Here is a 25,821-nt window from a genome sequence, read left to right as displayed (position 1 = left end):
CTTAGAAATAACCTTGGCGTTTTTTCAATTCCATCGATCCTGATTGATCGTGGTCGATCGCGCGGCCTTGTCGTTCACTGGAAGTGGCCACCAGCATCTCTTCAATGATGCCCGTTAGCGTATTGGCCTCTGATTCAATTGCGCCAGTAAGTGGATAACAACCTAACGTGCGAAAACGCACACTTTTGTGCTGAACTTCTTCTCCGGATTGAAGCTTCATCCGCTCATCATCAACCATGATCAGCATCCCATCGCGTTCGACAACTGGGCGAATGTCCGATAAATACAGCGGTACGATCTCGATGTTTTCCAAATAGATGTATTGCCAAATATCCAATTCAGTCCAGTTCGACAATGGGAAAACACGAATGCTCTCACCTTTATTGATTTGGCCGTTGTAGGTTTTCCATAGCTCCGGACGCTGGTTCTTCGGATCCCACGTGTGGTTCTTGTCACGAAAAGAATAAACACGCTCTTTCGCGCGTGATTTCTCTTCATCACGACGCGCACCACCAAAAGCAGCATCAAAACCATATTGGTTCAACGCTTGTTTTAAACCTTGGGTTTTCATGATGTCAGTATGCTTTGAAGATCCATGCTCAAAAGGGCTGATCCCCATCGCGATCCCTTCTGGGTTTTTATGTACCAAAAGCTCAAAACCATACTTGTGCGCCATACGATCACGAAATTCGATCATCTCACGAAATTTCCAATCGGTGTCCACATGCAGCAGTGGGAAGGGAATTTTCCCCGGATAAAAAGCCTTGCGCGCTAAATGCAGCATCACCGAAGAGTCTTTACCAATCGAATACATCATTACTGGGTTATCAAATTCAGCGGCCACTTCACGTAAAATATGAATACTTTCGGCTTCGAGCTGTTGTAAATGGGTTAAGCGTTGTTGATCCATCTTCATGCTTCCTTTTCGCTCGCATTGCGAGCCTTGTGCAATGAGAAATTGGTTTGAGTATTGAGTTGGAACTAACTGACTAGCCTTGCAATCAGGCGTAATTCACTTGGTTTTGCTGCGCGGGTTGTTCACCAAACCAATGCAGTTTTTCAGACAGCGCCACCACTTCGCCCACCACAATCAAGGCCGGAGCCTGTGCCTGCGCCGCCAGTTGTGATAAGTCACTGAGCTGCCCTTTGAAGACTTTTTGCGAACGCTGAGTACCGCGTTCAATAATCGCGATTGGTGTGTTGGCTTGGCGTCCATGTTCAATCAACTGCTGCTGGATATAACTCGACTTCATCAAGCCCATGTAAATGACTAAGGTTTGATTACCACGCGCCAATGTTGACCAATCCATGTCATCGTTTTCCGCTTTAAGGTGACCGGTGACAAACAGAGCGGATTGCGCATAATCACGATGAGTCAGTGGAATTCCCGCATAGGCCGTTGCGCCTGCCGCCGCTGTAATACCGGGGATCACCTGGAATTTCACCCCCGCATCAAACAGCACTTCCAACTCTTCACCACCGCGGCCAAACATAAACGGATCGCCGCCTTTAATACGCACGACTTTGTAACCTTGCTGCGCAAAATCGATCAGCAATTGATTGGTTTTTTCTTGAGGAACACTGTGGTGTCCAGCGCGCTTACCCACGCAGACTAAGATGGTATCGCTCGGCACCAGCGCCATAATTTCATCAGACACTAGGTAGTCGTACAACACCACGTCGGCTTGTTGTAGAAAGCTCAACGCTTTGAGCGTCAGCAGTTCTGGGTCGCCCGGCCCTGCACCAATCAAAGCCACTTCACCGCAGATCAATTGGCTTTTGACGTACGATGGAGCGCTACTTGCCAAAGCATCATTGTTGACCGCAACTAAGCGCGGCCCTTTGATTGGCAACTGAGAAATGGTTTCCGTCGTACTCATTGTTGTTATCCATAACTTAATTCATGGATGCATTATGGCGGGCTCTTCATATTACCTGAAATTCTAAAATTTCATTTTTTATATCAAAAGCTGATAAGGGAATGGATAATTCCGAATAAGAAGTGACTATCTCTCTGATTAAAAGCCAATCAATGATGAGATCTTGTCGACAGAATGCCGGTGAGTTAACGCGTAACATCACAAATTGATATTCATTGAAATCATCGTTTCATAAGATTTTGTTACATTAGACGAGTTATTTGTTCCCTACCCCTAACTGGAGTACACAATGAAAGTGGCAGTGAAACCTCTCTCCATCGCGATTTTGAGCGGTATGTTAGCAATGGCTGGCCCAGCAATGGCGGACACCATTAAACTGCGTATCGTCGAAACGACCGATATTCACACCAATGTGATGGATTACGATTACTACAAAGACAAGCCATCGAACCAGATTGGTTTATCCCGTGCGGCGACGTTAGTGAAGCAAGCGCGCAGCGAAGTCGAAAACAGCATTTTGGTCGATAACGGTGATTTACTCCAAGGTAGCCCAATGGGCGACTATATGGCCGCCAAAGGCATCAAGGTTGGTGAGGTTCACCCAGTTTACAAAGCGATGAATCAGCTCGGCTACGATGTGGGTAACATTGGTAACCATGAATTTAACTACGGTTTGTCCTTTTTAAAGGAGAGTATTAACGACGCCGCATTCCCGTATGTCAATGCCAACGTCTATGACCAACAAACGGGCAAACACCTCTTCAATCCCTATCTCATTAAAACGCACACGTTCAAAGATACCGATGGCAAAGAGCACCAAATTAAAGTGGGTTACATTGGTTTTGTCCCACCACAAATCATGGTGTGGGATAAGAAAAACCTTGATGGCAAAGTGTTTGCCAAAGACATCAAGCAAACAGCCGAGGAGCTGATCCCGCAGATGAAAAAAGAGGGTGCCGATGTGATCGTGGCAATCCCGCACTCTGGTGTCTCAGCTAACCTATATTCCGTTGGTGCAGAAAACTCGGTTTACTACCTCACCCAAGTAGAAGGCATTGACGCGATTGCTTTTGGTCACTCTCACGCGGTATTCCCTAGCCAAGATTTTGCCAAACTGCCAGGAGCAGATGTAACTAAAGGCACCATTAATGGCGTAACCGCTGTCATGCCGGGGCGCTGGGGTAGCCATGTTGGTGTGATGGATCTGACTTTGCAAAGCAAAGATGGCCAATGGTCAGTCGTGAATGGTCAATCCCAAGCTCGCCCAATCTTCGATAAAGCCAATAAGAAATCATTGGCAGCAGCCGATACAGGCATAGTGAAAGCCTTAGAGTCGGACCATAAAGGCACGCGAGATTTCGTGAATCAACCGATTGGCCAAGCGAATGATGTGATGTACAGCTTTTTAGCCTTGGTACAAGATGACCCAACCGTGCAAATCGTTAACCTTGCACAAAAAGATTATGTGGAACGCTTTATTCAAGGCGACCCAGATCTTGATGGTTTGCCGGTGTTATCGGCCGCAGCCCCTTTCAAAGTTGGTGGCCGTAAAGATGATCCTGCCGGTTTCACCGAAGTCGAAGCTGGCCAACTGACATTTCGTAACGCAGCAGATCTCTATCTTTACCCTAATACATTAGTCGCGCTGAAAATGACGGGTAAAGAAGTGAAGGAGTGGTTGGAATGCAGCGCGGGGCAGTTTAATCAGATTGATCCGCACAGCACTCAACCACAATCCTTGATCAATTGGGCTGATTTCCGCACGTATAACTTTGATGTGATGGATGGGGTGAATTACCAAATCGATGTGACTCAACCCGCCAAATACGATGGTGATTGTAAAGTGGCGCATAAAGATGCTGAGCGCATTGTAGGCTTAACTTATCAAGGTAAACCTATCGATGTAAAACAGACCTTTATTGTCGCCACCAATAACTACCGCGCTTACAGCAATAAATTTGCAGGCACGGGCGCACAATTTGTTGCCTTTGACTCACCCGACGAAAACCGCACGGCCGTTGCCAACTACATTTCGCGCGTGAGTAAAGAAAAAAGTCAAGTTACGCCAAGTGCTGATAACAACTGGTCGTTTGCTCCGATTAAAACTAATACCGCGTTAGATGTTCGTTTTGAAACCTCTCCAAGTGAGAAAGCAGCACTGTTCATCAAAGAGAAAGGCCAATACCCAATGACTTTGGTGGAAAACGATGAGGTTGGTTTTGCGGTTTACAAGATTGACCTTACCCAATAACCCCCCACTAAAATCGATTGAAAGAGGCCAATGAATTAAGGCGCTTTCACCCCACAAACGCAGCCTTTCGCTGCGTTTTTTATTTCCCGCTCGACAACCTTAACTCTGATCTTGATGGTTCTTGACTATCCACGCTTCATTTAAGGTTCGTTACAACCTCAGTTTAATTTTCAAACATTAGTTTGATTAAATTTAATTATAAAAAATCATCAAATATGCAATTTTTCTATTCTTTGGCAGGTCTTTGTCCTCGTAATGAGAATAAAAGCGCAATCAGCGCCTTATTCTATACTTGATCATAATTTGCTAAGGAGGAAGTGTGGCGCTTGCTATCGACATTCAAACCTTTCTAACAGCCGAAAGTCATTCACTGACTTTACTATTCATCGGCGTAATTTTGCTTTCCTATTTGTTAGAGGATGTCGCTATTGTCACCGCTGCCACACTGGCTTTGCAAAATCTCATGCCCCCCGGCTTGGCGTTGTTGGCTATTTTTGTCGGCATTGTCAGTGGCGATCTCGGTTTGTATTACTTAGGCCAAGTGGCACAACGCGTTCGTCCGCTTCGTTATCAAGCGCTGACCAATAAACATTTTCGAACCGTCCGTCGCAAGCTGCACCATCATACTTTTTTAAATCTGTTTATTATTCGCTTTGTCCCCGGCCTAAGAACGGTGGGCTTTACTTTGAGCGGTTTTTTTTCTATTCCGTTGGCGCTATTTCTGTGCTCCGTACTGACGGCCACAGCACTGTGGACACTGATCGTTTTCTCAACGCTTTATTACCTAGGGAGTCAGGTTTGGCAACAGTCCTCTCCTTATCAATGGATCATTATTCCTATCGCGATTGGGCTATTAATGCTCACCAATCGTCTTCTCAACAAATCATTTTCTAAAGGATTGTCATGAACGCCAAATTAGAAATGCCTTGCATTGCACATGGCAAAATCAACGCGGGTATGCCGCTTTTAGAGCAAGACACCAAACGCAGCATTTCTCCTTATGAATTTCTGCCCAGTTGGTTTTTCTACACTCCGGTGGTGATTCAAAGCCTGCTGCAAGGGCTGCGTTATGGCAACTGGGGCTTACCCTTAATTGCAAACCCCGGCATCAAGCTCAGCGGCATGGTTGGAGAGTCAAAACACGACATTCTTAATCTAGCCGGTGAATACGCTCAGCAGTGGATATCGCCCTTTATCACCCGAACGAAAAGCCATCAAACCGCTCAGCAGCAAACAGCACAGGCTCTGTCTGCAATGCAACAAGCATCGTTGGATTTCCCTCTTGTCGCTAAACCAGATTTAGGCTGCCGCGGCGTTGGCGTCAAACTGCTGCAAAATGAACAGCAACTGAGTGACTACATTCAATCATTCCCGATTAATGCCCGTTTTTTACTGCAACAAAAAGCGCCGTATCAGGCTGAAGCTGGCGTATTTTATGTGCGCTATCCCGGTGAGGCTCAAGGCAACATTATTTCCATCACGCTCAAGTACGCCCCGTTTGTCACTGGGGATGGCATTCACACTTTAAAGCAGTTAATTGAACGCTGCCCACGCGCAGGGCAACTCCCTCACCTCTATTTTCCTCGCCACCTTGAGAAGCTCGATTGGGTTCTTGAAGCCGGGCAGGAGTTTCAACTCGCCTTTGCGGGCAGCCATAGTCGCGGATCGATTTTCCGCAATGGTAACCGTTACATTACTCGCGCTCTCACCAACAAGTTAGATGAGATTTTTAACAATGTTGACGGGTTTCATTATGGGCGGCTCGATATCAAGTTTGCCAATATTCACCAATTGATGGCTGGAGAACAGTTCACGATTTTGGAAATCAATGGCGCAAGCAGTGAAGCCGCTCATATTTGGGATAGAGAAACACCGCTGCGTGAGATCTTCTCAACCTTACTCAGACAGTACCGAATCTTATTCGACATTGGCGCGCAGCAGCGAAAGTTAGGCCATCAAACACCCAAAATGGCTGAACTGCTGAACGCTTGGCGCAAAGAAAAGGCCTTAACCGAACATTACCCAAGCACGGATTAACCTTATCCATAAGAACAATCATAGGGATAGAAATATGTTTGCAATCACCACAAGTTCACAACAAAGTGCACCACAAAGTGCACCACAGCCTAATCATGCCCCCGTGATCCAAGGCGGCATTGAAACACTGGAACAAGCGCACCAGTTTCTCGAACAGTTAGAAGATAGGCACTACACCCACTTAGCCACGCCAATTGTCGCCAGTTCAGTGGGGCAACATTTTCGTCATTGGTTGGATCTGTTTCATGCGCTGGCTAACTCAACTAGCACTATTGATTACAACCAACGCCGTCGGGGCCACCTCGTTGAGACGTCCCGTGCTGCGGCCTTGGCCGAAATTGAGTATTTAATTCAATGGTTAACGCAGTGCTCGGCCTCACTCCAAAAATCCGTTACGGTACTTGTTGAAACCTCATTGCAGGAAACGCAAGTGTGCTCTCTCTCATCAACATGGGAGCGAGAGTTAAGCTTCGCCACTTTGCATGCACAGCACCATTTTGCGATGGCTAAAGTGGTCGCTCATTTGCTGCATGTAGAAACCGATACCGCTTTCGGCTTAGCGCCAGCCACGGCCTCCTTCATTCGGGGGCAATAACATGTGCTCAGTTTCTTGGTTACTCGACAAACACGGCTATCATCTGTTTTTTAACCGTGATGAACAAAAAAACCGCCCATTAGCGTTGCCGCCTAAACAATACACGCAAGCTGGTGTTGAAGTGTTGATGCCGATTGATCCTGCCGGTGGAGGCAGTTGGATCAGCCTTAATGAATGCGGTTTGGCTTTGTGCTTGCTCAATAATTACCAAGGTAAAATCCCCCAAGGAGCCGATGCCGAACGCTTAGTGAGCCGCGGTCAATTGCTTAAGCATTTATCCAGTCAAGTCAGTGTCGAGAAGGTTATCCAAGCGTTTGCACAGCTTAATCTTCAGCAATTTGCACCATTCACTTTGCTTGCTTTCGACCCTAATTTAACTGATGTACAAGGCAATGTAATGGCTCTGGCGTGGAATGGTGAACAGAGCCAAATCGCGGTGACGCGATCGCCTCTATTTTCATCCAGTGTCGATTTAGAACAGGTGCAACACTACCGCTCGCAGCTCTATCAAGCTTTAATCGCCGAGGAAGATAGTGTGCAACAGCGGCTAAAGTTTCACGCCCACCACCATGTCGCCCATCCACATTGGGCACCCTGTATGCATCGTCAAGATGCGCACACCGTTAGCTTTACCTATTTACGCGTCACACAACAGCAGCAGTATATGACCTATATCTCAGGTTCACCTTGCTTACAGCTCAGTGAGACATCACTCCACCAGCAGCGCGATGAGATCGACAAAACCACGCCTTGGGTCGCCAATTTATGAGGAATCAACAATGAAACGTTTACTAGGACTATTACTGCTGTTTGTCAGCAGCGTGAGCCTCGCTGAGGATGAAATTTACACCAGCTTTCTGAGCAATAAAGCGCTGAGTGGCTATGACACCGTCGCCTACTTCACCAAAGGAGAGCCAGTAAAAGGCTCCTCCGATTTTTCGACCCTTTATAAAAATGCGCAGTGGTATTTTTCTTCAAAAGAGAACCTTGAACTGTTTCTGAATAACCCCAACCAATATGCGCCGCAGTATGGCGGCTACTGCGCTTGGGCCGTCTCTGAAAAGAATGATTTTGCTCCGGGAGATCCCAATCAATGGGCGATTGTCGACGGCAAGCTCTATCTCAATTACGACAAAAAGATCAAAACATTATGGGATGCCAACCAAGCGGTGCACATCCAACAAGCCGATAAAAATTGGCCCAATTTAATTAAGTAGTAGGAGCCACACCATGACGTTTAAAGCTAGCCAACATCTTCCCTCACTCTTGATTGCGTTTGTTTTTATTCAATCGCTTGTCTTTAAGTTTTCCGGCTCTTACGAAACCAACTATATTTTTGGCACCTTAGGTGCGTGGTCTGGCCTCGGTTGGTTTGCTGTGTATGGCGGATATTTAATCGGAACGGCTGAACTGATAGCCTCTATTTTGCTGTTTAGCCGCTGGCATGGCCTTGGTGCACTGATGAGCGTCGGCATTATGAGTGGTGCGATTTTCTTTCATTTATTTACGCCTCTTGGCATTGTGATGCCAGAATTTAACCAAGTAGGAGAAGTGGTCGGCAATGATAGCGGCCTGCTATTTGCGATGGCTTGTCTTGTTTGGTTGTGTGCGGCTTTTTTGGTACGACGTGATCTCAAAAACGGTGATGGTTTATTGCACCAGTGGCTGAATAAAGGAGTGTAATTATGCTAGCCAGTCCTTTTCGTTTACCACGACACACTCCATTTGGCGTCGTAGAATCAATTGTTGAATGGGCCTCTGGGCTTGCAACACTGGATAAACTGTATCAGCAGCGTCCTGCCAAACCCTCTTGCTTTGAGTTTATGCGCTACACGCTAGCGGCACTCAATATCGAATATCGCCTTGCTTTGGGCAGCATCGATAACATTCCACAAACAGGCCCAGTGGTGATCGTCGCTAACCACCCGCTGGGCGCAATTGAAGGGGTGATATTAGCCGATTTAATTGGTTCAGTACGCACCGATATTAAAGTGCTGGCGAATCAGTTGCTAAAGCGCCTGCCTGAAATTAGTGAACTCTTTATCGGTGTCGATGTGTTCAATAGCAAAAGTGCTCGCAGCACCAATGCGCAAGCCATTCGAGATGCGAATCTTCATTTGGCTCAAGGTGGCTTATTGATTATCTTCCCTGCTGGTGAGGTATCTACTTACCCCAAAGGATCGCAAACACTGTCGGATATCGAATGGAGTCAATCCGTCGCCAAATTTGTTAAACGCGCCCAAGCCACCACCGTCCCAATCTTTATTAATGGTAAAAATAGCACTCTGTTTTATCAAGCGGGGCGAATTCATCCACTACTGCGAACGGCATTGCTCGGCCGCGAGCTACTGAATAAGCAGGCGCACAACATTGAAATTTCCATCGGCAATCCCATCCCCTATTCTGAAGTGAAAGCATTTGAACAGGAACGAGACATTGTTCATTATCTGCGTCTCAATACCTATTTAATGAGTGCAGCACCCACTGCAACGCCATCCTCACCAGAGTTAGTGACATCGCCCCTTCCTATTATTGATGCGCTTATTGTAGAGAAGCTTGAGCAAGATCTCGCCGCGCTGCCAAGCGAAAGCAAGCTCTTAGAGCAAGGTGATTGGATTGTCTATTGCGCCGCAAGCGAGCAGTTACCCCACATACTGCAAGAGATTGGTCGAATTCGTGAAGAGAGTTTTCGCGCCGTAGGTGAAGGAAGCGGCTTAGCTTGTGATCTTGATGAGTATGATCGCCATTACTACCAACTCTTTGTTTGGCACAAGAAAGACCGTCAAATTGTTGGAGCTTATCGATTGGGGTTAGTGGATAAACTGATAGCGAAGCAAGGGTTAGCAGGGCTCTATTCCCGTAGCTTATTTCAGTATGATGAAGCCTTCATCAACACACTAGATACCAGTATTGAGCTAGGCCGCTCGGTGGTTTCCTCGAAATACCAGCGCAACCTCAACTCACTGTTAATGCTGTGGAAAGGTATTGCTGCGTTTGTCGCGCGTCATCCACAATATACGCACTTGTTTGGCCCAGTAAGCATTAGCAACGATTACAGCCACACCGCGCGACAATTAATGGCCGCCACACTCTCTATTCATCATTATGATCATGAAAAGGCAACCTTGGTTTCACCTTCCACTCCACTACGGTGCAATGGGAACACATTTTGGCAAACCAACTTGCTCTCCTCTTTGGCAAGCATTTCTCTGCTGTCGAAAGTGTTAGCAAAAATGGAAAATGGCAAGGGCCTTCCTGTATTGCTGCGCCAATATTTAGGGATGAATGGCAAGCTCGTCTGTTTTAATGTCGACCCCGCGTTTAACAATGCGTTAGATGGCTTAATTGTGGTGAACTTGAAACAAGTTCCGCTGCATACACTGGCAAAATACATGGGTAAGGAGCAGGCCAGCGCTTATTTGAATTCGACACCTTTCAGTTCAAAGCCCTCATAAACGCAAAAGCCAGCAAGTTGTTCGCTGGCTTTAATTCTAAATGAAGGGGCTTATTTTAGAAGGCGTGCTCTAAATTGGCGTCCTTTCATCTTACCGCTTTCCATTTTCTTCAGTGCTTTTTTCGCCACCGATTTATGGACTGCAACGTAGCTGCGCATCGGTAACATGTTAATTTTACCGACATATTGACCGTCAATACCGTCGTTACTGGTCAACGCCCCTAGAATATCTCCCGGGCGCACTTTCTGCTTTTTACCGCCATCAATCTGGATAGTGACCATATTGGCTTGATAAGGCGCGTTGTTTAGCGCACTGGCATCAGGCAATTTAGCAGGTTCGATGGGCATATCCATATATTCATCAATCATCGCCACTCGGTGCATTTCACTGTCACTGAAGAAGCTAAAAGCTAAACCTTTACTGCCCGCTCGGCCAGTACGCCCAATGCGGTGCACGTGCACTTCAGGATCACGTGATAACTCAAAGTTAAATACCGCATCTAAGTTATCGACATCAAGGCCACGTGCCGCCACATCGGTTGCAACTAAAATGGAGATACTTTTATTAGCAAACTGCACCAAAGCTTGGTCACGGTCACGCTGCTCTAAATCACCATGCAGTTCCACCACACTAAAGCCCTTGTGATGTAGATCTTCAGCAACACTTTGTACTTCTTTCTTTGTATTACAGAACACCACGGCAGATTCAGGCTGATGGTGTAAAAGCAGCAGTTCTAACGCGCGATCACGCGCCTCTGTTCCCTCTACTTTATAAAAATATTGCTGAATGCTGGACGTATCATGGGTGGATTCAACTTTGACCATTTCAGGCTCACGCATAATCCGCTGCGCAATTTGTTTGATTTGATTTGGGAACGTCGCACTAAACAGCAATGTTTGACGGCTGGTTGGCGTTTCATTGATGATCGCATCCAACGCTTCTTGGAAACCCATTTCAAGCATTCGGTCCGCTTCATCAAGCACTAACGTATTGAGTTCAGAGAGATCGATACGACCTTTGTCTAAATGGTCAAGAATACGCCCCGGAGTACCAACCAAAATATGTGCGCCGTGCTCTAACGAACCAATTTGTGGCCCCATTGGCATGCCGCCACACAAGGTGAGCACTTTAATATTATGAATGGCGCGGCCGAGTGTGCGAATATCCGTTGCGACTTGATCGGCTAACTCCCGCGTTGGGCATAGCACCAAAGCTTGAACGCGAAAACGCTTAACGTTGAGGTTAGATAATACGCCTAAACCAAACGCTGCTGTTTTTCCTGAGCCTGTTTTTCCTTGGCCAATCACATCCTTACCCGCCAAAATGGTTGGCAAGCTTAACGCCTGAATCGGCGTCATCTTGGTGTATCCCAAAGTATCGAGGTTAGAAAGAAGTTCTGGTTGTAGATTTACCGTTGAAAAAGAGAGATTACTCAAGAGACCGTCCTTTCGTTAGACGAAAATTAAACGCCTATTATCGTTATTTAACCTCGTGTGGCTAGTGAATCTTTATTTATCATTCATCAAGTTTGTAGCTTACTCTTAACCTTTGTTAATGAATCATGCACTTAAGCTTGATAGAGTAACGACATCCATTTTTAAAGGGGCACTACGATGATTACTTGGCACTGTCTTTCATTCTCACAATTAACCACTCATCAACTTTATGCGCTACTTAAACTGCGCGTCGATGTCTTTGTGGTCGAACAAACCTGTCCTTACCCTGAATTGGATAATAAGGATATTCAGCCGGGTGTTTTTCATTTAATTGGTGAACAGGATCAGCAGATTGTTGCCTGCGCGCGCTTACTCCCTGCGGGGATTAGCTATCCAAGTGTCAGCATTGGTCGCATTGCAACCCAAAAAGAAGCGAGAGGAAATGGCCTTGGACACCAATTAATGCAGCAAGCATTAGCCGAATGCCAGAAGCTGTGGCCCAATCAAGATATTGAAATTGGTGCACAGCACTATCTTGCTAGCTTCTATCAAAGTTATGGTTTTCAACAAACGTCGACGATGTATCTAGAAGATGATATCCCGCATATCGACATGCAGCTCAGCAAGTAAATAACCCCCTTGATCAAAGCGCGTTATTTACTACGGCCAAACCCGCCATCTGAGCGCCTGAAAAACATCACTGATTGATCGTTTTTCTCAAGTTGTAGGATATCGAGCTGCCCATCAGCCGCGAGTTTGAAGCGAACTAATTGGCCTTGGGTAATTTGGCTGAGCGGTTTGTCACTGCCTTCAATTTTGACTAAGGCATTAAGATCAGACATCGGCAGATCATTTGCCCGAAAAACCTGCGACAAAGTGTCCCCGTTTTTAACCGTGTACTCTCGCCAGAACTCAGATTTACGGTCGGTTTGTTGAGGCGTTTTTTGTTCACTCAACCCAACCGTATTAATGCTGATTTCCACACGCTCATTACTTTTCGGTAGAGCGGCAGGCTCTGTTCGCTCAGGAAAAGGAATAATAATGAGCAAACACACTACTGGAACGATCGCTAATAAAGCGCGCTGGTGAAGCTTAGGCAGCGCCAGCCAAACTGTGCGAACACGTAAAATAAGGCCACGCCAATCGAATGCATGCCACTTCTGCTGGATAAACGCTAAATAATCAGTTTGCGGTTTCTTCTTGTGACGACGATTCATCTTAACCCGTCTCCTTTTCTGTCGAGCTACAGTATAAAAACTCAAGAGGGATCAGTATAGAGCCAAGGTGGCGATAACGTAAACGTTGACACAATCTTGAACATTTTTCTTTGGGATCTGCGATTTGTCACAACCTGAAGGTTCAATATTGGATATTTCCCATTAGCATTTCATCCCATGCTTGAAACTGATATCCTTTGGCACTTGTTTATTTACATAAAAAGAGTGACTGTTTATGTCTGAAGTAAAATTTGACACTGTAGAGCAAAAAGCAAGCTACGGTATCGGTCTACAAATGGGCCAACAACTTGCGGGTAGTGGTCTAGAAGGACTTAACGTTGACGCCATCGCCGCAGGTATCGCAACCGCATTAGTAGGCGACATGCCATCAATTGAAATTGATGAAATCAATAATGCACTGCAAGAGTTGCACATGCGTGCAGAATCTCTACGCCAAGAAGCAGCCAAAGCAGCCGCAGCCGACGGTGAAGTATTCTTAACAGATAACGCACTACGCCCTGAAGTGACCGTGCTTGAATCTGGTCTACAGTACGAAATTCTTACAGAAGGTACGGGGGACATCCCGACATCTGACAAGCAAGTACGTGTTCATTACCACGGTGAATTGACTGACGGTACAGTATTTGATAGCTCTGTATCTCGCGGTCAACCAGCTGAATTCCCAGTAACAGGTGTAATCAAAGGTTGGGTAGAAGCACTACAACTGATGCCTGTGGGTTCAAAATGGAAACTCTATATTCCACAAGATCTTGCCTACGGTGAGCGTGGCGCTGGCGCTGCAATTCCTCCTTTTGCAGCTCTAGTATTTGAAGTAGAGCTACTCGACATTCTATAAATAGAATTGATAATGAGAAGGTTGGCATTCGCTGACCTTTTTTTATTAGTATTTCTTACTTAGCATCTATCAAAAACGACACTACGCATAATTATCTGGTTAGCTCGTGTTCAAAGATAAAATCTACGCATACAAAAAAGCCGAGTATTACTACTCGGCTTTTTTAATTATACGAACTGATTACTCAGCAGCAGCTTCTACAGCTACTTCTGGGCGATCGACAAGCTCAATGTATGCCATTGGAGCTTTATCACCAGTACGGAAACCGCACTTTAGGATACGTGTGTAGCCGCCTTGGCGAGCTGCAAAACGTGGACCTAGTTCGTTAAATAGTTTTGCCACAACTTCGTTATCACGAGTGCGAGCAAATGCTAGACGACGGTTTGCAACACTGTCAGTCTTAGCTAGTGTAATCAAAGGCTCAACGACGCGACGTAGCTCTTTTGCTTTTGGCAAAGTAGTCTTGATAACTTCATGACGTACTAGAGAGCTAGCCATGTTGCTGAACATCGCTTTGCGATGACTGCTGTTGCGGTTGAGTTGACGACCACTCTTACGATGGCGCATGACCTAATCCTTCTAACTAGTATCGATTAATCTTCAGCGATAGACGCTGGCGGCCAGTTCTCTAGGCGCATGCCCAAAGATAGACCACGTGATGCAAGCACGTCTTTAATCTCTGTAAGAGACTTCTTACCAAGGTTTGGCGTTTTAAGTAGCTCAACCTCAGTGCGCTGTACTAGATCACCGATGTAGTGAATCGCTTCTGCTTTCAAACAGTTAGCAGAGCGAACTGTTAGTTCAAGATCGTCTACAGGACGCAGTAGGATTGGATCGAATTCTGGCTTCTCTTCCTTCTCCTCAGGTACACGTACATCACGAAGATCTACGAACGCATCCAATTGTTCAGCAAGAATAGTTGCTGCACGACGGATTGCTTCCTCAGGTTCTAGAGTACCGTTCGTTTCCATATCGATAACGAGCTTATCTAAATCAGTACGTTGTTCTACGCGAGCGGCTTCCACAGAGTAGGCAATTTTGTCTACTGGGCTGTAAGTAGCATCTACAAGTAGACGACCGATTGGACGCTCATCTTCTTCAGTATGGATACGAGCTGAAGCTGGAACATAACCACGACCACGTTCTACTTTGATACGCATAGCGATCTCAGCGTTGTCATCCGTTAGATGACAAATCACGTGCTCAGGGTTAGTGATCTCTACATCACCATCATGGGTGATGTCACCTGCAACAACAGGGCCCGAGCCTGATTTGTTTAGCGTAATGAACACTTCATCTTTGCCTTCGGCAACGCGAACAGCCAAACCTTTTAGGTTCAGAAGGATCTCAAGGATATCTTCTTGAATGCCTTCTTTGGTGCTGTACTCGTGTAGTACGCCTTCAATCTCCACTTCAGTTACAGCACAACCTGGCATTGAAGATAGAAGAATACGGCGAAGTGCATTACCCAGAGTATGGCCGAAACCACGCTCTAACGGCTCAAGAGTTACTTTTGCGTGTGTCGTGCTAATCTGTTCGATATCAACAAGACGTGGCTTAAGAAATTCTGTTACAGAACCCTGCATTGTGTCCTCTCTTTAGTTTAACCTTACTTAGAGTAAAGCTCGACGATCAATTGTTCGTTGATGTCAGCTGACAGGTCAGAACGCTCAGGCATACGCTTGAATGTACCTTCCATTTGGCCGCCATCTACTTCAATCCAAGTTGGTTTTTCGCGTTGTTCAGCAACTTCTAGAGCTGCTTTAATGCGAGATTGCTTTTTAGCTTTCTCACGGATTGCAACAACGTCGTTAACCGCAACATTGAAAGAAGGAACGTTTACAACTTTACCGTTAACTAGGATAGCTTTGTGGCTTACTAGCTGACGTGCTTCTGCGCGAGTAGCGCCAAAGCCCATGCGGTAAACTACGTTATCAAGACGACCTTCAAGAAGCTGAAGTAGGTTTTCACCAGTATTGCCTTTAAGACGTGCAGCTTCTTTATAGTAGTTACGGAATTGTTTTTCTAGAACGCCATAAATACGACGAACTTTTTGCTTCTCACGAAGCTGAACACCGTACTCAGATAGACGACCGCGACGAGCGCCGTGTACACCTGGTGCGTTGTCAATTTTACACTTGGTATCAATCGCACGAATGCCTGACTTAAGGAACAAGTCAGTACCTTCGCGGCGGCTAAGCTTCAGCTTAGGACCCAAATATCTTGCCATGATCTTTCTCCAATCTTCCTAGAAACGTTATACGCGGCGTTTCTTAGGTGGACGACAACCGTTATGAGGGATTGGTGTCGCATCAACAATGTTAGTGATACGGAAACCAGCAGCGTTCAGTGCGCGAACAGTTGATTCACGACCTGGACCTGGACCCTTAACCATAACCTCTAGGTTCTTAAGGCCGTATTCTTTAGCCATTTCAGCACAACGCTCAGCAGCAACCTGTGCAGCGAACGGAGTAGACTTACGAGAACCGCGGAAACCAGAACCACCAGCAGTTGCCCAAGCTAGAGCATTACCTTGACGGTCTGTGATAGTTACGATTGTGTTATTGAAAGATGCATGGATGTGCGCTACGCCATCAGCAACTTGCTTGCGTACACGCTTACGTGCGCGAGTTGGTTGTTTTGCCATTGTACTCTATACCCTTCCGACTATTTCTTGATCGGTTTACGCGGACCCTTACGGGTACGAGCGTTGGTTTTAGTACGCTGTCCACGTAGTGGTAGACTGCGACGATGACGAAGACCACGGTAACAGCCAAGGTCCATAAGACGCTTGATGTTCATGGAAACTTCACGACGAAGATCACCCTCTACAGTGTATTTAGCTACACCATCACGCAGTAGATCGATCTGCTCTTCAGTTAGTTCACTGATCTTAACACTTTCAGCAATACCCAAATCAGCTAAGATAGCTTTCGAACGGGTCTTACCGATGCCGTAGATTGCAGTTAATGCAATTACAGCATGCTTCTGATCAGGAATGTTAATGCCTGCTATACGGGCCACTATTCACTCCTAGTACTTATATAAGAAATTATCCGCAGCAAAGCCCGTCGAGGATACGCTGCGGCATACTACTTCTTTTGCACACAAAAGGTAGGCCGAGGAATATACTCGACCGACCTTTATATTTCAAGTAAAAATTTCTGCTAATTAGCCTTGGCGCTGCTTGTGCTTTGGCTCACTGCAAATCACGCGAACGACGCCGTTACGCTTGATTACTTTACAGTTACGACAGATTTTTTTAACGGAAGCACGAACTTTCATTGCTAAACTCCGTAAGTGAAATCTGAATTAACGGCCGTAGCCCTTCAGATTTGCTTTTTTCAACACAGAATCATACTGTTGGGACATCATATGAGTCTGTACCTGTGCCATAAAGTCCATAATCACAACCACTACGATAAGTAGTGATGTGCCGCCGAAGTAGAAACGTACGTTCCACGCGACCATCATGAACTCGGGAATCAGACAGATAAAGGTAATGTAGAGAGCACCCGCTAAGGTTAGTCTGGTCATTACTTTATCAATGTATCTCGCTGTCTGCTCACCTGGGCGGATGCCGGGTACGAACGCACCGGACTTCTTCAAGTTATCCGCTGTTTCACGAGGGTTAAACACCAACGCTGTGTAAAAGAAACAGAAGAAAATAATCGCTGCTGCATAAAGCATAACGTACAGAGGTTGACCAGGGCTAAGAGCCAAAGACACATCAGTTAACCAACCGAATGTGCTGCTCTCACCATTTTGACCAAACCACTGAGCTAATGTTCCTGGGAACAAAATAATACTCGATGCAAAAATTGCAGGTATTACACCCGCCATATTAATTTTCAATGGCAAGTGAGTACTTTGCGCTGCAAACACTTTACGACCTTGTTGACGCTTTGCATAGTTAACGACAATACGACGCTGACCACGCTCCATGAAAACAACGAAATAAATTACAGCAAAAGAAAGTACCGCAATTAACAACAGAAGAAGCACATGCAATTCACCTTGACGCGCTTGCTCAATCGTTTGTCCGATTGCCGAAGGCAATCCAGCAACAATACCTGCAAAAATCAAAATGGAAATACCATTTCCTATTCCACGCTCAGTAATTTGTTCACCTAACCACATTAAGAACATGGTGCCAGTTACTAAACTCACGGTAGCAATCAGGGTAAACATGGTTTGGTCGATAACAACCAGATTGTTGACCATGTTTGGTAAGCCTGTTGCGATACCAATAGCTTGGAATATTGCAAGTACAAGCGTGCCATAACGCGTATATTGGCTAATCTTACGACGCCCTGCCTCACCCTCTTTCTTGAGTTCGGCTAACGCTGGATGAACTACAGTTAGCAATTGGACAACAATTGACGCCGAAATATACGGCATGATGCCCAATGCTAAGATAGATGCACGCGAAAGAGCACCACCGGAGAACATGTTAAACATTTCAACGATGGTACCTTTTTGCTGTTCGAACAAATCGGCAAGTACAGCTGCGTCAATACCAGGAATCGGCACAAAAGAACCGGCTCGGAATACTAAAAGTGCACCAATTACGAATAATAAGCGCGACTTTAGCTCACTTAAGCCGCTCTGAGCACTACGAAAATCTTGTCCTGGTTTCTTAGCCATCTGTACCTCGTTCCTCGAGATTATTCCTCGATTTTACCGCCTGCAGCTTCGATTGCAGCTTTAGCGCCTTTAGTCACGCGAAGACCTTTCACAGTCACTGCTTTGCTAATCTCACCAGAAAGAACAACTTTAACATTTTCGATGTTCTTAGTGATTAGGTTAGCTGCTTTCAAGCTGTTTAGATCGACCACGTCACCCATAACTTTCGCTAGCTCAGCTAGACGAATTTCAGCAGACACTAGGCTCTTACGAGAAGTGAAACCAAATTTAGGTAGACGTTGTTTTAGAGGCATTTGACCGCCTTCAAAACCTGGACGAACTGTACCGCCAGAACGTGACTTTTGACCTTTGTGACCGCGGCCACCTGTTTTACCAAGGCCAGAACCGATACCACGGCCTAGACGCTTAGGAGCGTGCTTAGAACCAGCAGCCGGTGATAGAGTATTCAAACGCATTCTGATTACTCCTCAACTTTAACCATGTAGTAAACCTTGTTGATCATACCGCGTACACACGGTGTATCTTCAAGTTCTACTGTATGGTTGATACGACGAAGGCCTAGACCACGCAAAGTAGCTTTGTGCTTTGGTAGACGACCAATTGAGCTTTTAGTTTGAGTTACTTTAATAGTTGCCATGGTGCTTACTCCGAAATCGCTTCAACAGTGAGACCACGTTTAGCTGCAACCATTTCTGGTGACTTCACATCTACTAGACCAGCAACTGTTGCACGAACAACGTTGATTGGGTTAGTAGAACCGTACGCTTTCGCAAGTACGTTATGTACACCGGCAACTTCTAGTACAGCACGCATCGCACCACCGGCGATAACACCTGTACCTTCTGCAGCTGGCTGCATGTAAACTTTAGAGCCCGAGTGACGACCTTTCACCGCGTGGTGAAGAGTGCCTTCGTTAAGAGCGATAGTAACCATGTTACGACGCGCTTTTTCCATTGCTTTTTGAATCGCTGCAGGTACTTCACGAGCTTTGCCGTATCCGAAACCTACGCGACCATTACCGTCACCAACTACAGTTAGTGCAGTAAAGCTCATGATTCGACCACCTTTAACCGTTTTAGAAACACGGTTAACTGCGATTAATTTTTCTTGCAAATCACTAGCTTGTTGTTGTTCTTTAGCCATCTTCCAACCCTACCTTAGAATTTCAGACCAGCTTCGCGAGCAGATTCTGCTAGCGCCGCTACTCGACCGTGGTATTGGAAACCAGAACGATCAAACGCAACAGCTGATACGCCTTTTTCAAGAGCGCGTTCTGCAATAGCTTTACCTACCGCTTTAGCTGCGTCTACGTTACCGGTGTTCTTAACTAGCTCACGGATCGCTTTTTCTACAGTAGAAGCTGCTGCGATAACCTCAGAGCCGTTTGATGCGATAACCTGAGCGTACACGTGACGAGGAGTACGGTGTACTACTAGGCGAGTTGCACCCAGTTCAGCAATCTTACGACGTGCGCGTGTAGCACGACGGATGCGAGATGCTTTCTTATCCATAGTGTTACCTTACTTCTTCTTAGCTTCTTTACTACGCACATTTTCATCTGCGTAACGGACGCCTTTACCTTTATAAGGTTCTGGCTCACGGTAAGAACGGATGTCAGCCGCAACTTGACCCACTACTTGCTTATCGCAACCAGTTAGGACAATTTCAGTTTGGCTAGGACATTCAGCATTGATACCCGCTGGTAGTTCATGCTCTACAGGGTGTGAGAAGCCTAAAGTAAGACTTACTGAGTTGCCTTTAATAGCAGCACGGTAACCAACACCTTTAAGAACAAGCTTCTTAGTAAAGCCTGCAGTAACACCAACAACCATGTTGTTTACTAGTGCACGAGCAGTACCTGCTTGTGCCCAAGCGTTAGCAACACCTTCACGAGGACCGAAAGTAAGGTTGTTTTCTTCCTGTGCAATAACTACGCCTTTATTCAGGACGCGAGTCAGCTCACCTTTACCACCTTTTACAGTGATTTCTTGGCCGTTTAGTTTCACCTCTACGCCAGCTGGAATAGCGACAGGTGCTTTAGCAACACGAGACATATCCTACTCCTTACGCTACGTAGCAAATGATTTCACCGCCAAGACCTGCTTTGCGAGCAGCACGGTCAGACATCAGACCCTTGGAAGTGGACACCACAGCAACACCCATACCGCCCATCACTGTTGGTAACGCGTCTTTTTTCTTATAAACGCGTAGACCAGGACGTGAAACACGTTGGATTTGCTCGATTACTGGTTTAGCTTGGAAGTACTTAAGAGTAACTTCTAGCTCAGGTTTTACTTCGCCTTCAACAGCGAAATCTGCGATATAACCTTCAGCTTTTAGCAGTGCAGCAATTGCAACTTTAAGCTTTGAAGAAGGCATTTTTACAGCAACTTTATTTGCTGCCTGACCGTTACGAATGCGGGTCAGCATATCCGAAATCGGATCTTGCATGCTCATAAGATTTACTCCAAATGATTAAGTGGCAATTACCAGCTAGCCTTACGAAGTCCAGGAATCTCGCCTTTCATGCAAGCTTCGCGAACTTTGATGCGGCTTAGACCGAACTTACGTAGGAAACCGTGTGGACGACCAGTTTGGTTGCAACGGTTGCGCTGACGTGAAGCACTTGAATCACGTGGAAGAGCTTGCAGTTTAAGAACTGCGTTCCAACGATCTTCTTCAGATGCGTTTACATCGCTGATGGTAGCTTTTAGCATTGCACGCTTTTCTGCGAACTTAGCTACTAGCTTTGCACGTTTTACTTCACGTGCTTTCATTGATTGTTTAGCCATAACAGTAACCCTTCACCTTACTTACGGAATGGGAAGTTAAAGGCAGCCAGCAGAGCACGGCCTTCCTCATCGGTACCAGCAGAAGTCGTGATAGTGATATCAAGACCGCGTACACGATCGACTTTATCGTAGTCGATTTCTGGGAAGATGATTTGCTCGCGAACGCCCATGCTGTAGTTACCGCGTCCGTCAAAAGACTTAGCGCTAACACCACGGAAGTCACGTACACGTGGAAGTGCAATAGAGATTAAACGCTCTAAAAAATCCCACATACGTTCGCCACGCAAGGTTACTTTACAACCAATTGGGTAGCCTTCACGAATTTTGAAACCTGCAACAGATTTACGAGCTTTAGTGATCAGTGGTTTTTGACCAGAGATCGTAGCCATATCAGCTGCTGCATTTTCTAATAGTTTCTTATCGTTGATAGCTTCACCAACGCCCATGTTTAGGGTGATTTTATCAATCCTAGGGACTTGCATGACGCTTGTGTAACCGAACTGTTTGGTCAGTTCAGTCACTACAGACGACTTGTAGTAATCATGCAGTTTCGCCATAGTAGAACTCCAAATTACTTCTAATTAGTTAGAAACGATTTCACCGTTAGATTTGAAGAAACGAACTTTTTTGCCGTCTTCAAAACGGAAACCGATACGGTCCGCTTTACCAGTTGCTGCGTTAAAGATTGCAACGTTAGAAGCATCAATAGCTGCTTCTTGTTCAACGATGCCACCTTGTTGACCTAGAGCCGGAACCGGCTTTTGGTGTTTCTTAACAAGGTTGATACCTTCAACGATAACTTTACCAGTTACGAGAACCTTAGTTACTTTACCTTTCTTGCCTTTATCTTTACCAGCAAGAACGATTACTTCGTCATTACGACGGATTTTAGCTGCCATGTGTGCCGCTCCTTACAGAACTTCAGGTGCTAGTGACACGATTTTCATAAATTTCGCATTGCGAAGTTCACGAGTCACTGGACCAAAGATACGTGTACCGATAGGTTGCTCTGTATTATTGTTCAACAATACGCAAGCATTACGGTCGAAGCGAATGACAGAACCGTCTGGACGACGTACGCCTTTACGGGTGCGAACTACCACCGCCTTCAGTACATCACCTTTTTTAACTTTACCGCGAGGAATTGCTTCCTTCACTGTAACTTTGATGATGTCACCGATATGTGCATAACGGCGGTGAGAGCCACCCAGAACCTTAATACACATTACCTTGCGCGCGCCTGAGTTATCAGCTGCATCAAGTGTACTTTGCATTTGGATCATTGTTAGTGCTCCGCTAAATATTAAAACTAGACCCTCTCGGGTCGGGCTGCCTCTTTAAAAGGGACGCGAATTGTACCACCCTTTCCTAAGATTGGGTAGACAAAAAATAAACGGCTCCAAAAAAACTTTGGAGCCGTTTAAAATCATAGAATAACGATGATTACATCTTCGCTTTTTCTATAACTTTAACCAATGTCCAAGACTTAGTCTTAGACAGAGGACGACACTCACGAATCTCAACGGTATCGCCTAGGCCACACTCGTTGTTTTCGTCATGTGCGTGTACTTTAGTCGTACGCTTTACGAATTTACCGTAAATTGGGTGTTTCACCATGCGCTCGATAGCAACAGTGATAGATTTATCCATCTTGTCACTAATAACACGACCTAGTTGAGTACGAATTTTGTCGCTCATTATTCGCCTGCCTTCTCAGTCAAAACAGTTTTAACGCGTGCGATATCACGGCGTACAGCTTTCAAAGTATGAGTTTGCTGTAGTTGACCAGTTGCAGCTTGCATGCGCAAGTTGAACTGTTCACGTAGCAAATTCAGTAGCTCAGCGTTAAGCTCTTCAGCGCTTTTTGCGCGTAGATCTAGTGCTTTCATCACATCACCTGTTTAATTACGAATGTAGTTTTGAATGGCAGTTTACGAGCCGCTAGGCGGAACGCTTCACGTGCCAATTCTTCAGGTACACCGTCCATTTCGTACATAACCTTACCAGGTTGGATTTGGGCTACCCAGTACTCAACGTTACCTTTACCCTTACCTTGACGAACTTCTAGTGGTTTTTCAGTGATTGGCTTATCTGGGAACACACGGATCCAGATTTTACCTTGACGCTTAACGTGACGTGTCATTGCACGACGTGCCGCTTCGATCTGACGAGCAGTTAGACGACCACGTCCAACGGCTTTAAGACCAAATGTACCGAAGCTTACGTCAGTACCTTTAGCTAGACCGCGGTTGCGACCAGTATGAACCTTACGGAACTTAGTGCGTTTAGGTTGTAGCATCAGTCGACTCCTTACTTACGGCCTTTACGCTGCTTCTTAGGCTTGTCAGCCTTTGGCTCAACAGCGTTTGCAGCTGGCATACCACCAAGGATTTCACCCTTGAAGATCCAAACTTTAACGCCGATCACACCGTATTGAGTGTGAGCCGAAGAAGTTGCGTAATCAATGTCAGCACGTAGAGTGTGTAGAGGCACACGGCCTTCACGGTACCACTCAGAACGTGCAATTTCAGCGCCGCCAAGACGACCGCTTACTTCCACTTTGATACCTTTAGCGCCTAGACGCATAGCATTTTGTACCGCACGCTTCATAGCACGACGGAACATAACGCGACGCTCTAGTTGAGACGCGATGCTATCAGCCACTAATTGGCCGTCTAGCTCAGGCTTACGTACTTCAGCGATGTTAATTTGCGCTGGTACACCTGCAATTTTAGCTACAGCTGCGCGTAGCTTCTCAACGTCTTCACCTTTCTTACCGATAACAACGCCTGGGCGAGCAGTGTGGATAGTCACACGAATGCTCTTAGCAGGACGCTCGATAACGATGCGTGATAGAGACGCTTTTGAAAGTTCCTTAGTAAGGAACTGACGTACCTTGAAGTCGCCGTCTAGGTTGTCAGCGAAATCTTTGGTGTTAGCAAACCATGTAGCATTCCAAGGCTTAACGATGCCAAGACGAATACCATTAGGATGTACTTTCTGACCCATTGCTTACTCTCCTAGTCTCTTAGCGGTCTGCTACAACAACAGTGATGTGGCTTGAACGCTTCAAGATACGATCCGCACGGCCTTTTGCACGAGGCATAATACGCTTCATGACCGGGCCCTCATCTACGAAGATTTTAGCGACATTAAGATCGTCGATATCTGCACCTTCGTTGTGTTCTGCGTTAGCGATAGCTGACTCTAGAACTTTCTTAACTAATACAGCCGCTTTTTTGTTGCTGAAAGTTAGGATTTCAAGAGCCTGATCCACAGATTTACCACGGATTAGATCTGCAACTAAGCGAGCTTTCTGAGGAGAAATGCGAGCAAAGTTATGTTTAGCAATAGCTTCCATCATTTACTCCTTAGCGCTTCTTAGCTTTCTTATCCGCAGCGTGACCACGGTAAGTACGAGTTGGTGCGAATTCGCCCAGTTTGTGACCGATCATTTCATCAGTGACAAATACTGGAACGTGCTGACGACCATTATGGACAGCGATGGTCAAACCAATCATTGATGGAATGATCATTGAACGACGGGACCAAGTCTTAATAGGCTTTTTGTCTCCGCTTTCCACCGCTTTCTCTACCTTCTTCAGCAAGTGTAGGTCAATAAATGGACCTTTCTTGAGAGAACGTGGCATGGCTTATCCTCTTATATAGATTACTTATTACGACGACGTACGATGTACTTGTCGGTGCGTTTGTTGCTACGAGTCTTGAAGCCCTTAGTAGGCATACCCCAAGGAGATACTGGGTGACGACCACCAGATGTGCGGCCTTCACCACCACCGTGTGGGTGGTCAACCGGGTTCATTACTACACCACGTACAGTTGGACGTACGCCGCGCCAGCGTGAAGCACCAGCTTTACCTAGTTCACGTAGCATGTGCTCAGAGTTACCAACTTCACCGATTGTTGCACGGCCTTCAGAAAGTACTTTGCGCATTTCACCAGAACGTAGGCGGATAGTTGCATAAGTACCGTCGCGAGCGACAAGTTGAGCATATGCACCAGCCGAACGAGCTAGCTGTGCACCTTTACCAGGCTTAAGTTCAACACAGTGAATAGTAGAACCCACTGGGATGTTGCGCATTGGCAGAGTGTTACCTGCTTTAATTGGCGCATCAACACCAGACTGGATTGTATCACCAGCTTGAACACCTTTAGGTGCGATAATGTAACGACGCTCGCCGTCTGCGTACAGAACTAGAGCGATATTTGCGCTACGGTTTGGATCGTATTCTAGACGCTCAACTTTCGCTGGGATGCCATCTTTAGTACGTTTGAAGTCAACCAAACGATAGTGTTGCTTATGACCACCACCGATATGACGTACTGTGATACGACCGTTGTTGTTACGACCACCATTCTTAGAGTTTTTCTCTAGAAGAGGTGCGTATGGCTTACCCTTGTGTAGGTCAGCGTTAACAACTTTAACGACGTGACGACGACCAGGGGAAGTCGGCTTACATTTAACAATAGCCATTATTCAACTACTCCTGTTATTCCGCGCCGCCAACAAAGTCAAGATCTTGACCTTCTTTCAAAGTCACATACGCTTTTTTAACGTCGCTGCGGCGACCTTGGCGTAGACCTTGACGTTTGGTCTTACCCTTAGTGATAAGAGTATTTACAGACTTAACTTC

39 protein-coding genes are annotated in these 25,821 nt (G+C 46.0%); 10 read left to right on the top strand and 29 right to left on the bottom strand.

What is annotated here, in order from left to right; all coding sequences use genetic code 11:
• Position 1: 1 nt before the first annotated feature.
• Both cysD and cobA read right to left on the bottom strand, forming a co-directional pair.
• Positions 2–910 carry a sulfate adenylyltransferase subunit CysD gene (gene cysD, locus B9J87_RS11805; RefSeq protein WP_234826547.1) on the bottom strand — a complete coding sequence of 303 codons (909 nt, stop codon included), beginning with the start codon at positions 908–910 and terminating at the stop codon, positions 2–4.
• Between the two features lie 91 nt (positions 911–1,001).
• Positions 1,002–1,880 (bottom strand): uroporphyrinogen-III C-methyltransferase, encoded by an 879-nt coding sequence (cobA, locus tag B9J87_RS11800; RefSeq protein ID WP_017042865.1) that lies wholly within the window; start codon positions 1,878–1,880, stop codon positions 1,002–1,004.
• Positions 1,881–2,169: 289 nt separating this feature from the next.
• Here cobA and cpdB point away from each other — a divergent pair, with 289 nt between their 5' ends.
• The 8 genes from cpdB (at position 2,170) to B9J87_RS11760 (ending at position 10,218) form a co-directional block, all read left to right on the top strand.
• Positions 2,170–4,131, top strand: coding sequence for a 2',3'-cyclic-nucleotide 2'-phosphodiesterase (gene cpdB, locus B9J87_RS11795; protein WP_094150877.1), 1,962 nt, complete (start codon positions 2,170–2,172; stop codon positions 4,129–4,131).
• 319 nt (positions 4,132–4,450) lie between these two features.
• Positions 4,451–5,038, top strand: coding sequence for a DedA family protein (locus B9J87_RS11790; protein WP_094150875.1), 588 nt, complete (start codon positions 4,451–4,453; stop codon positions 5,036–5,038).
• Complete coding sequence (locus tag B9J87_RS11785) at positions 5,035–6,168, top strand: hypothetical protein (RefSeq protein WP_017042863.1); 1,134 nt, start codon at positions 5,035–5,037, stop codon at positions 6,166–6,168. Before B9J87_RS11790 ends, B9J87_RS11785 begins: the two co-directional genes overlap by 4 nt.
• Positions 6,169–6,202: 34 nt before the next feature.
• The gene (locus tag B9J87_RS11780; protein WP_094150873.1) at positions 6,203–6,763 is read left to right on the top strand and encodes a hypothetical protein; all 561 of its coding nucleotides are present in this window, start codon (positions 6,203–6,205) and stop codon (positions 6,761–6,763) included.
• A gap of 1 nt (position 6,764) precedes the next feature.
• A complete protein-coding gene (locus B9J87_RS11775; protein WP_088732886.1) occupies positions 6,765–7,532 on the top strand; it encodes an NRDE family protein in 768 nt (255 codons plus the stop codon).
• 10 nt (positions 7,533–7,542) lie between these two features.
• A complete protein-coding gene (locus B9J87_RS11770; RefSeq protein WP_019282416.1) occupies positions 7,543–7,980 on the top strand; it encodes a YHS domain-containing (seleno)protein in 438 nt (145 codons plus the stop codon).
• A gap of 13 nt (positions 7,981–7,993) precedes the next feature.
• Positions 7,994–8,446 carry a hypothetical protein gene (locus B9J87_RS11765; protein WP_013855934.1) on the top strand — a complete coding sequence of 151 codons (453 nt, stop codon included), beginning with the start codon at positions 7,994–7,996 and terminating at the stop codon, positions 8,444–8,446.
• A 2-nt stretch (positions 8,447–8,448) separates the two neighbouring features.
• Positions 8,449–10,218 carry a lysophospholipid acyltransferase family protein gene (locus B9J87_RS11760; protein ID WP_094150871.1) on the top strand — a complete coding sequence of 590 codons (1,770 nt, stop codon included), beginning with the start codon at positions 8,449–8,451 and terminating at the stop codon, positions 10,216–10,218.
• Between the two features lie 50 nt (positions 10,219–10,268).
• Here B9J87_RS11760 and dbpA read toward each other — a convergent pair whose 3' ends face one another.
• Positions 10,269–11,654, bottom strand: coding sequence for an ATP-dependent RNA helicase DbpA (gene dbpA / locus B9J87_RS11755; RefSeq protein WP_017042859.1), 1,386 nt, complete (start codon positions 11,652–11,654; stop codon positions 10,269–10,271).
• 177 nt (positions 11,655–11,831) lie between these two features.
• Here dbpA and B9J87_RS11750 point away from each other — a divergent pair, with 177 nt between their 5' ends.
• On the top strand, positions 11,832–12,284 hold the full coding sequence (locus tag B9J87_RS11750) for a GNAT family N-acetyltransferase (protein WP_094150869.1): 453 nt from the start codon (positions 11,832–11,834) through the stop codon (positions 12,282–12,284).
• Positions 12,285–12,307: 23 nt separating this feature from the next.
• Here B9J87_RS11750 and B9J87_RS11745 read toward each other — a convergent pair whose 3' ends face one another.
• Positions 12,308–12,871 carry a LysM-like peptidoglycan-binding domain-containing protein gene (locus tag B9J87_RS11745; protein ID WP_170899309.1) on the bottom strand — a complete coding sequence of 188 codons (564 nt, stop codon included), beginning with the start codon at positions 12,869–12,871 and terminating at the stop codon, positions 12,308–12,310.
• A gap of 235 nt (positions 12,872–13,106) precedes the next feature.
• Between B9J87_RS11745 and B9J87_RS11740 the strand changes: the two genes are divergently transcribed.
• Positions 13,107–13,727 (top strand): FKBP-type peptidyl-prolyl cis-trans isomerase, encoded by a 621-nt coding sequence (locus tag B9J87_RS11740; protein ID WP_010318783.1) that lies wholly within the window; start codon positions 13,107–13,109, stop codon positions 13,725–13,727.
• A 180-nt stretch (positions 13,728–13,907) separates the two neighbouring features.
• Here the strand turns inward: B9J87_RS11740 and rplQ are convergent, their stop codons facing one another.
• The 25 genes from rplQ to rplW all read right to left on the bottom strand — a co-directional run.
• Positions 13,908–14,294 carry a 50S ribosomal protein L17 gene (gene rplQ, locus B9J87_RS11735; RefSeq protein WP_017042856.1) on the bottom strand — a complete coding sequence of 129 codons (387 nt, stop codon included), beginning with the start codon at positions 14,292–14,294 and terminating at the stop codon, positions 13,908–13,910.
• Positions 14,295–14,320: 26 nt separating this feature from the next.
• Positions 14,321–15,313 (bottom strand): DNA-directed RNA polymerase subunit alpha, encoded by a 993-nt coding sequence (locus B9J87_RS11730; protein ID WP_010318781.1) that lies wholly within the window; start codon positions 15,311–15,313, stop codon positions 14,321–14,323.
• A gap of 23 nt (positions 15,314–15,336) precedes the next feature.
• Positions 15,337–15,957 (bottom strand): 30S ribosomal protein S4, encoded by a 621-nt coding sequence (rpsD, locus tag B9J87_RS11725; protein ID WP_013855928.1) that lies wholly within the window; start codon positions 15,955–15,957, stop codon positions 15,337–15,339.
• Between the two features lie 27 nt (positions 15,958–15,984).
• Positions 15,985–16,374: a 30S ribosomal protein S11 gene (gene rpsK, locus B9J87_RS11720; protein WP_001118870.1), complete on the bottom strand. Its 390-nt coding sequence runs from the start codon at positions 16,372–16,374 to the stop codon at positions 15,985–15,987.
• 20 nt (positions 16,375–16,394) lie between these two features.
• Positions 16,395–16,751 (bottom strand): 30S ribosomal protein S13, encoded by a 357-nt coding sequence (gene rpsM / locus B9J87_RS11715; RefSeq protein ID WP_010318779.1) that lies wholly within the window; start codon positions 16,749–16,751, stop codon positions 16,395–16,397.
• Between the two features lie 147 nt (positions 16,752–16,898).
• Positions 16,899–17,012 carry a 50S ribosomal protein L36 gene (gene rpmJ / locus B9J87_RS11710; protein ID WP_000868186.1) on the bottom strand — a complete coding sequence of 38 codons (114 nt, stop codon included), beginning with the start codon at positions 17,010–17,012 and terminating at the stop codon, positions 16,899–16,901.
• Between the two features lie 27 nt (positions 17,013–17,039).
• Positions 17,040–18,374 carry a preprotein translocase subunit SecY gene (gene secY, locus B9J87_RS11705; protein ID WP_017046739.1) on the bottom strand — a complete coding sequence of 445 codons (1,335 nt, stop codon included), beginning with the start codon at positions 18,372–18,374 and terminating at the stop codon, positions 17,040–17,042.
• Between the two features lie 20 nt (positions 18,375–18,394).
• Positions 18,395–18,829, bottom strand: coding sequence for a 50S ribosomal protein L15 (rplO, locus tag B9J87_RS11700; protein ID WP_094150865.1), 435 nt, complete (start codon positions 18,827–18,829; stop codon positions 18,395–18,397).
• Positions 18,830–18,834: 5 nt separating this feature from the next.
• Positions 18,835–19,011, bottom strand: coding sequence for a 50S ribosomal protein L30 (rpmD, locus tag B9J87_RS11695; protein WP_004398455.1), 177 nt, complete (start codon positions 19,009–19,011; stop codon positions 18,835–18,837).
• A 5-nt stretch (positions 19,012–19,016) separates the two neighbouring features.
• On the bottom strand, positions 19,017–19,517 hold the full coding sequence (rpsE, locus tag B9J87_RS11690) for a 30S ribosomal protein S5 (RefSeq protein WP_010318775.1): 501 nt from the start codon (positions 19,515–19,517) through the stop codon (positions 19,017–19,019).
• 14 nt (positions 19,518–19,531) lie between these two features.
• Positions 19,532–19,885 (bottom strand): 50S ribosomal protein L18, encoded by a 354-nt coding sequence (gene rplR, locus B9J87_RS11685; protein WP_013855926.1) that lies wholly within the window; start codon positions 19,883–19,885, stop codon positions 19,532–19,534.
• Between the two features lie 9 nt (positions 19,886–19,894).
• The gene (gene rplF, locus B9J87_RS11680; protein ID WP_010318773.1) at positions 19,895–20,428 is read right to left on the bottom strand and encodes a 50S ribosomal protein L6; all 534 of its coding nucleotides are present in this window, start codon (positions 20,426–20,428) and stop codon (positions 19,895–19,897) included.
• Positions 20,429–20,438: 10 nt separating this feature from the next.
• The gene (gene rpsH, locus B9J87_RS11675) at positions 20,439–20,831 is read right to left on the bottom strand and encodes a 30S ribosomal protein S8 (protein WP_010318772.1); all 393 of its coding nucleotides are present in this window, start codon (positions 20,829–20,831) and stop codon (positions 20,439–20,441) included.
• Positions 20,832–20,860: 29 nt separating this feature from the next.
• Complete coding sequence (gene rpsN / locus B9J87_RS11670) at positions 20,861–21,166, bottom strand: 30S ribosomal protein S14 (RefSeq protein ID WP_010318771.1); 306 nt, start codon at positions 21,164–21,166, stop codon at positions 20,861–20,863.
• Positions 21,167–21,183: 17 nt separating this feature from the next.
• A complete protein-coding gene (gene rplE / locus B9J87_RS11665; protein WP_010318770.1) occupies positions 21,184–21,723 on the bottom strand; it encodes a 50S ribosomal protein L5 in 540 nt (179 codons plus the stop codon).
• A gap of 24 nt (positions 21,724–21,747) precedes the next feature.
• A complete protein-coding gene (gene rplX, locus B9J87_RS11660; RefSeq protein WP_010318769.1) occupies positions 21,748–22,065 on the bottom strand; it encodes a 50S ribosomal protein L24 in 318 nt (105 codons plus the stop codon).
• Positions 22,066–22,077: 12 nt separating this feature from the next.
• Positions 22,078–22,449, bottom strand: a complete 372-nt coding sequence (gene rplN / locus B9J87_RS11655) for a 50S ribosomal protein L14 (RefSeq protein WP_010318768.1) — start codon at positions 22,447–22,449, stop codon at positions 22,078–22,080.
• A gap of 160 nt (positions 22,450–22,609) precedes the next feature.
• The gene (gene rpsQ / locus B9J87_RS11650; RefSeq protein WP_013855925.1) at positions 22,610–22,864 is read right to left on the bottom strand and encodes a 30S ribosomal protein S17; all 255 of its coding nucleotides are present in this window, start codon (positions 22,862–22,864) and stop codon (positions 22,610–22,612) included.
• Positions 22,864–23,055, bottom strand: a complete 192-nt coding sequence (gene rpmC, locus B9J87_RS11645; protein WP_010318766.1) for a 50S ribosomal protein L29 — start codon at positions 23,053–23,055, stop codon at positions 22,864–22,866. Before rpmC ends, rpsQ begins: the two co-directional genes overlap by 1 nt.
• Positions 23,055–23,465: a 50S ribosomal protein L16 gene (rplP, locus tag B9J87_RS11640; RefSeq protein ID WP_010318765.1), complete on the bottom strand. Its 411-nt coding sequence runs from the start codon at positions 23,463–23,465 to the stop codon at positions 23,055–23,057. The genes rpmC and rplP overlap by 1 nt, the downstream gene beginning before the upstream one ends.
• 11 nt (positions 23,466–23,476) lie before the next feature.
• On the bottom strand, positions 23,477–24,175 hold the full coding sequence (rpsC, locus tag B9J87_RS11635; RefSeq protein WP_010318764.1) for a 30S ribosomal protein S3: 699 nt from the start codon (positions 24,173–24,175) through the stop codon (positions 23,477–23,479).
• Between the two features lie 19 nt (positions 24,176–24,194).
• Positions 24,195–24,527 carry a 50S ribosomal protein L22 gene (rplV, locus tag B9J87_RS11630; protein ID WP_026027327.1) on the bottom strand — a complete coding sequence of 111 codons (333 nt, stop codon included), beginning with the start codon at positions 24,525–24,527 and terminating at the stop codon, positions 24,195–24,197.
• 10 nt (positions 24,528–24,537) lie between these two features.
• On the bottom strand, positions 24,538–24,816 hold the full coding sequence (gene rpsS, locus B9J87_RS11625; protein WP_010318762.1) for a 30S ribosomal protein S19: 279 nt from the start codon (positions 24,814–24,816) through the stop codon (positions 24,538–24,540).
• Between the two features lie 20 nt (positions 24,817–24,836).
• Positions 24,837–25,661: a 50S ribosomal protein L2 gene (gene rplB / locus B9J87_RS11620; RefSeq protein WP_013855922.1), complete on the bottom strand. Its 825-nt coding sequence runs from the start codon at positions 25,659–25,661 to the stop codon at positions 24,837–24,839.
• A 16-nt stretch (positions 25,662–25,677) separates the two neighbouring features.
• The coding region (gene rplW, locus B9J87_RS11615) for a 50S ribosomal protein L23 (protein ID WP_094150863.1) at positions 25,678–25,821 on the bottom strand (144 nt) is incomplete at its 5' end.

Source organism: Vibrio sp. V19_P1S1T109, from assembly GCF_002241375.1.
GTDB classification, from domain to species: Bacteria; Pseudomonadota; Gammaproteobacteria; order Enterobacterales; family Vibrionaceae; genus Vibrio; species Vibrio anguillarum.
Note: the sequence above shows the minus strand (reverse complement) of the source record. Positions and strands in the feature narration are given on the sequence as shown.

Coding starts and splice junctions, on each gene's coding strand:
- cysD (WP_234826547.1), bottom strand. CDS start 910: ATGGATCAACAACGCTTAACCCATTTACAACAGCTCGAAGCCGAAAGT.
- cobA (WP_017042865.1), bottom strand. CDS start 1,880: ATGAGTACGACGGAAACCATTTCTCAGTTGCCAATCAAAGGGCCGCGC.
- cpdB (WP_094150877.1), top strand. CDS start 2,170: ATGAAAGTGGCAGTGAAACCTCTCTCCATCGCGATTTTGAGCGGTATG.
- B9J87_RS11785 (WP_017042863.1), top strand. CDS start 5,035: ATGAACGCCAAATTAGAAATGCCTTGCATTGCACATGGCAAAATCAAC.
- B9J87_RS11780 (WP_094150873.1), top strand. CDS start 6,203: ATGTTTGCAATCACCACAAGTTCACAACAAAGTGCACCACAAAGTGCA.
- B9J87_RS11775 (WP_088732886.1), top strand. CDS start 6,765: ATGTGCTCAGTTTCTTGGTTACTCGACAAACACGGCTATCATCTGTTT.
- B9J87_RS11770 (WP_019282416.1), top strand. CDS start 7,543: ATGAAACGTTTACTAGGACTATTACTGCTGTTTGTCAGCAGCGTGAGC.
- B9J87_RS11765 (WP_013855934.1), top strand. CDS start 7,994: ATGACGTTTAAAGCTAGCCAACATCTTCCCTCACTCTTGATTGCGTTT.
- B9J87_RS11760 (WP_094150871.1), top strand. CDS start 8,449: ATGCTAGCCAGTCCTTTTCGTTTACCACGACACACTCCATTTGGCGTC.
- B9J87_RS11750 (WP_094150869.1), top strand. CDS start 11,832: ATGATTACTTGGCACTGTCTTTCATTCTCACAATTAACCACTCATCAA.
- B9J87_RS11745 (WP_170899309.1), bottom strand. CDS start 12,871: ATGAATCGTCGTCACAAGAAGAAACCGCAAACTGATTATTTAGCGTTT.
- B9J87_RS11740 (WP_010318783.1), top strand. CDS start 13,107: ATGTCTGAAGTAAAATTTGACACTGTAGAGCAAAAAGCAAGCTACGGT.
- rplQ (WP_017042856.1), bottom strand. CDS start 14,294: ATGCGCCATCGTAAGAGTGGTCGTCAACTCAACCGCAACAGCAGTCAT.
- B9J87_RS11730 (WP_010318781.1), bottom strand. CDS start 15,313: ATGCAGGGTTCTGTAACAGAATTTCTTAAGCCACGTCTTGTTGATATC.
- rpsD (WP_013855928.1), bottom strand. CDS start 15,957: ATGGCAAGATATTTGGGTCCTAAGCTGAAGCTTAGCCGCCGCGAAGGT.
- rpsK (WP_001118870.1), bottom strand. CDS start 16,374: ATGGCAAAACAACCAACTCGCGCACGTAAGCGTGTACGCAAGCAAGTT.
- rpmJ (WP_000868186.1), bottom strand. CDS start 17,012: ATGAAAGTTCGTGCTTCCGTTAAAAAAATCTGTCGTAACTGTAAAGTA.
- secY (WP_017046739.1), bottom strand. CDS start 18,374: ATGGCTAAGAAACCAGGACAAGATTTTCGTAGTGCTCAGAGCGGCTTA.
- rplO (WP_094150865.1), bottom strand. CDS start 18,829: ATGCGTTTGAATACTCTATCACCGGCTGCTGGTTCTAAGCACGCTCCT.
- rpmD (WP_004398455.1), bottom strand. CDS start 19,011: ATGGCAACTATTAAAGTAACTCAAACTAAAAGCTCAATTGGTCGTCTA.
- rpsE (WP_010318775.1), bottom strand. CDS start 19,517: ATGGCTAAAGAACAACAACAAGCTAGTGATTTGCAAGAAAAATTAATC.
- rplR (WP_013855926.1), bottom strand. CDS start 19,885: ATGGATAAGAAAGCATCTCGCATCCGTCGTGCTACACGCGCACGTCGT.
- rplF (WP_010318773.1), bottom strand. CDS start 20,428: ATGTCTCGTGTTGCTAAAGCACCTGTCGCTATTCCAGCTGGCGTAGAG.
- rpsH (WP_010318772.1), bottom strand. CDS start 20,831: ATGAGCATGCAAGATCCGATTTCGGATATGCTGACCCGCATTCGTAAC.
- rpsN (WP_010318771.1), bottom strand. CDS start 21,166: ATGGCTAAACAATCAATGAAAGCACGTGAAGTAAAACGTGCAAAGCTA.
- rplE (WP_010318770.1), bottom strand. CDS start 21,723: ATGGCGAAACTGCATGATTACTACAAGTCGTCTGTAGTGACTGAACTG.
- rplX (WP_010318769.1), bottom strand. CDS start 22,065: ATGGCAGCTAAAATCCGTCGTAATGACGAAGTAATCGTTCTTGCTGGT.
- rplN (WP_010318768.1), bottom strand. CDS start 22,449: ATGATCCAAATGCAAAGTACACTTGATGCAGCTGATAACTCAGGCGCG.
- rpsQ (WP_013855925.1), bottom strand. CDS start 22,864: ATGAGCGACAAAATTCGTACTCAACTAGGTCGTGTTATTAGTGACAAG.
- rpmC (WP_010318766.1), bottom strand. CDS start 23,055: ATGAAAGCACTAGATCTACGCGCAAAAAGCGCTGAAGAGCTTAACGCT.
- rplP (WP_010318765.1), bottom strand. CDS start 23,465: ATGCTACAACCTAAACGCACTAAGTTCCGTAAGGTTCATACTGGTCGC.
- rpsC (WP_010318764.1), bottom strand. CDS start 24,175: ATGGGTCAGAAAGTACATCCTAATGGTATTCGTCTTGGCATCGTTAAG.
- rplV (WP_026027327.1), bottom strand. CDS start 24,527: ATGGAAGCTATTGCTAAACATAACTTTGCTCGCATTTCTCCTCAGAAA.
- rpsS (WP_010318762.1), bottom strand. CDS start 24,816: ATGCCACGTTCTCTCAAGAAAGGTCCATTTATTGACCTACACTTGCTG.
- rplB (WP_013855922.1), bottom strand. CDS start 25,661: ATGGCTATTGTTAAATGTAAGCCGACTTCCCCTGGTCGTCGTCACGTC.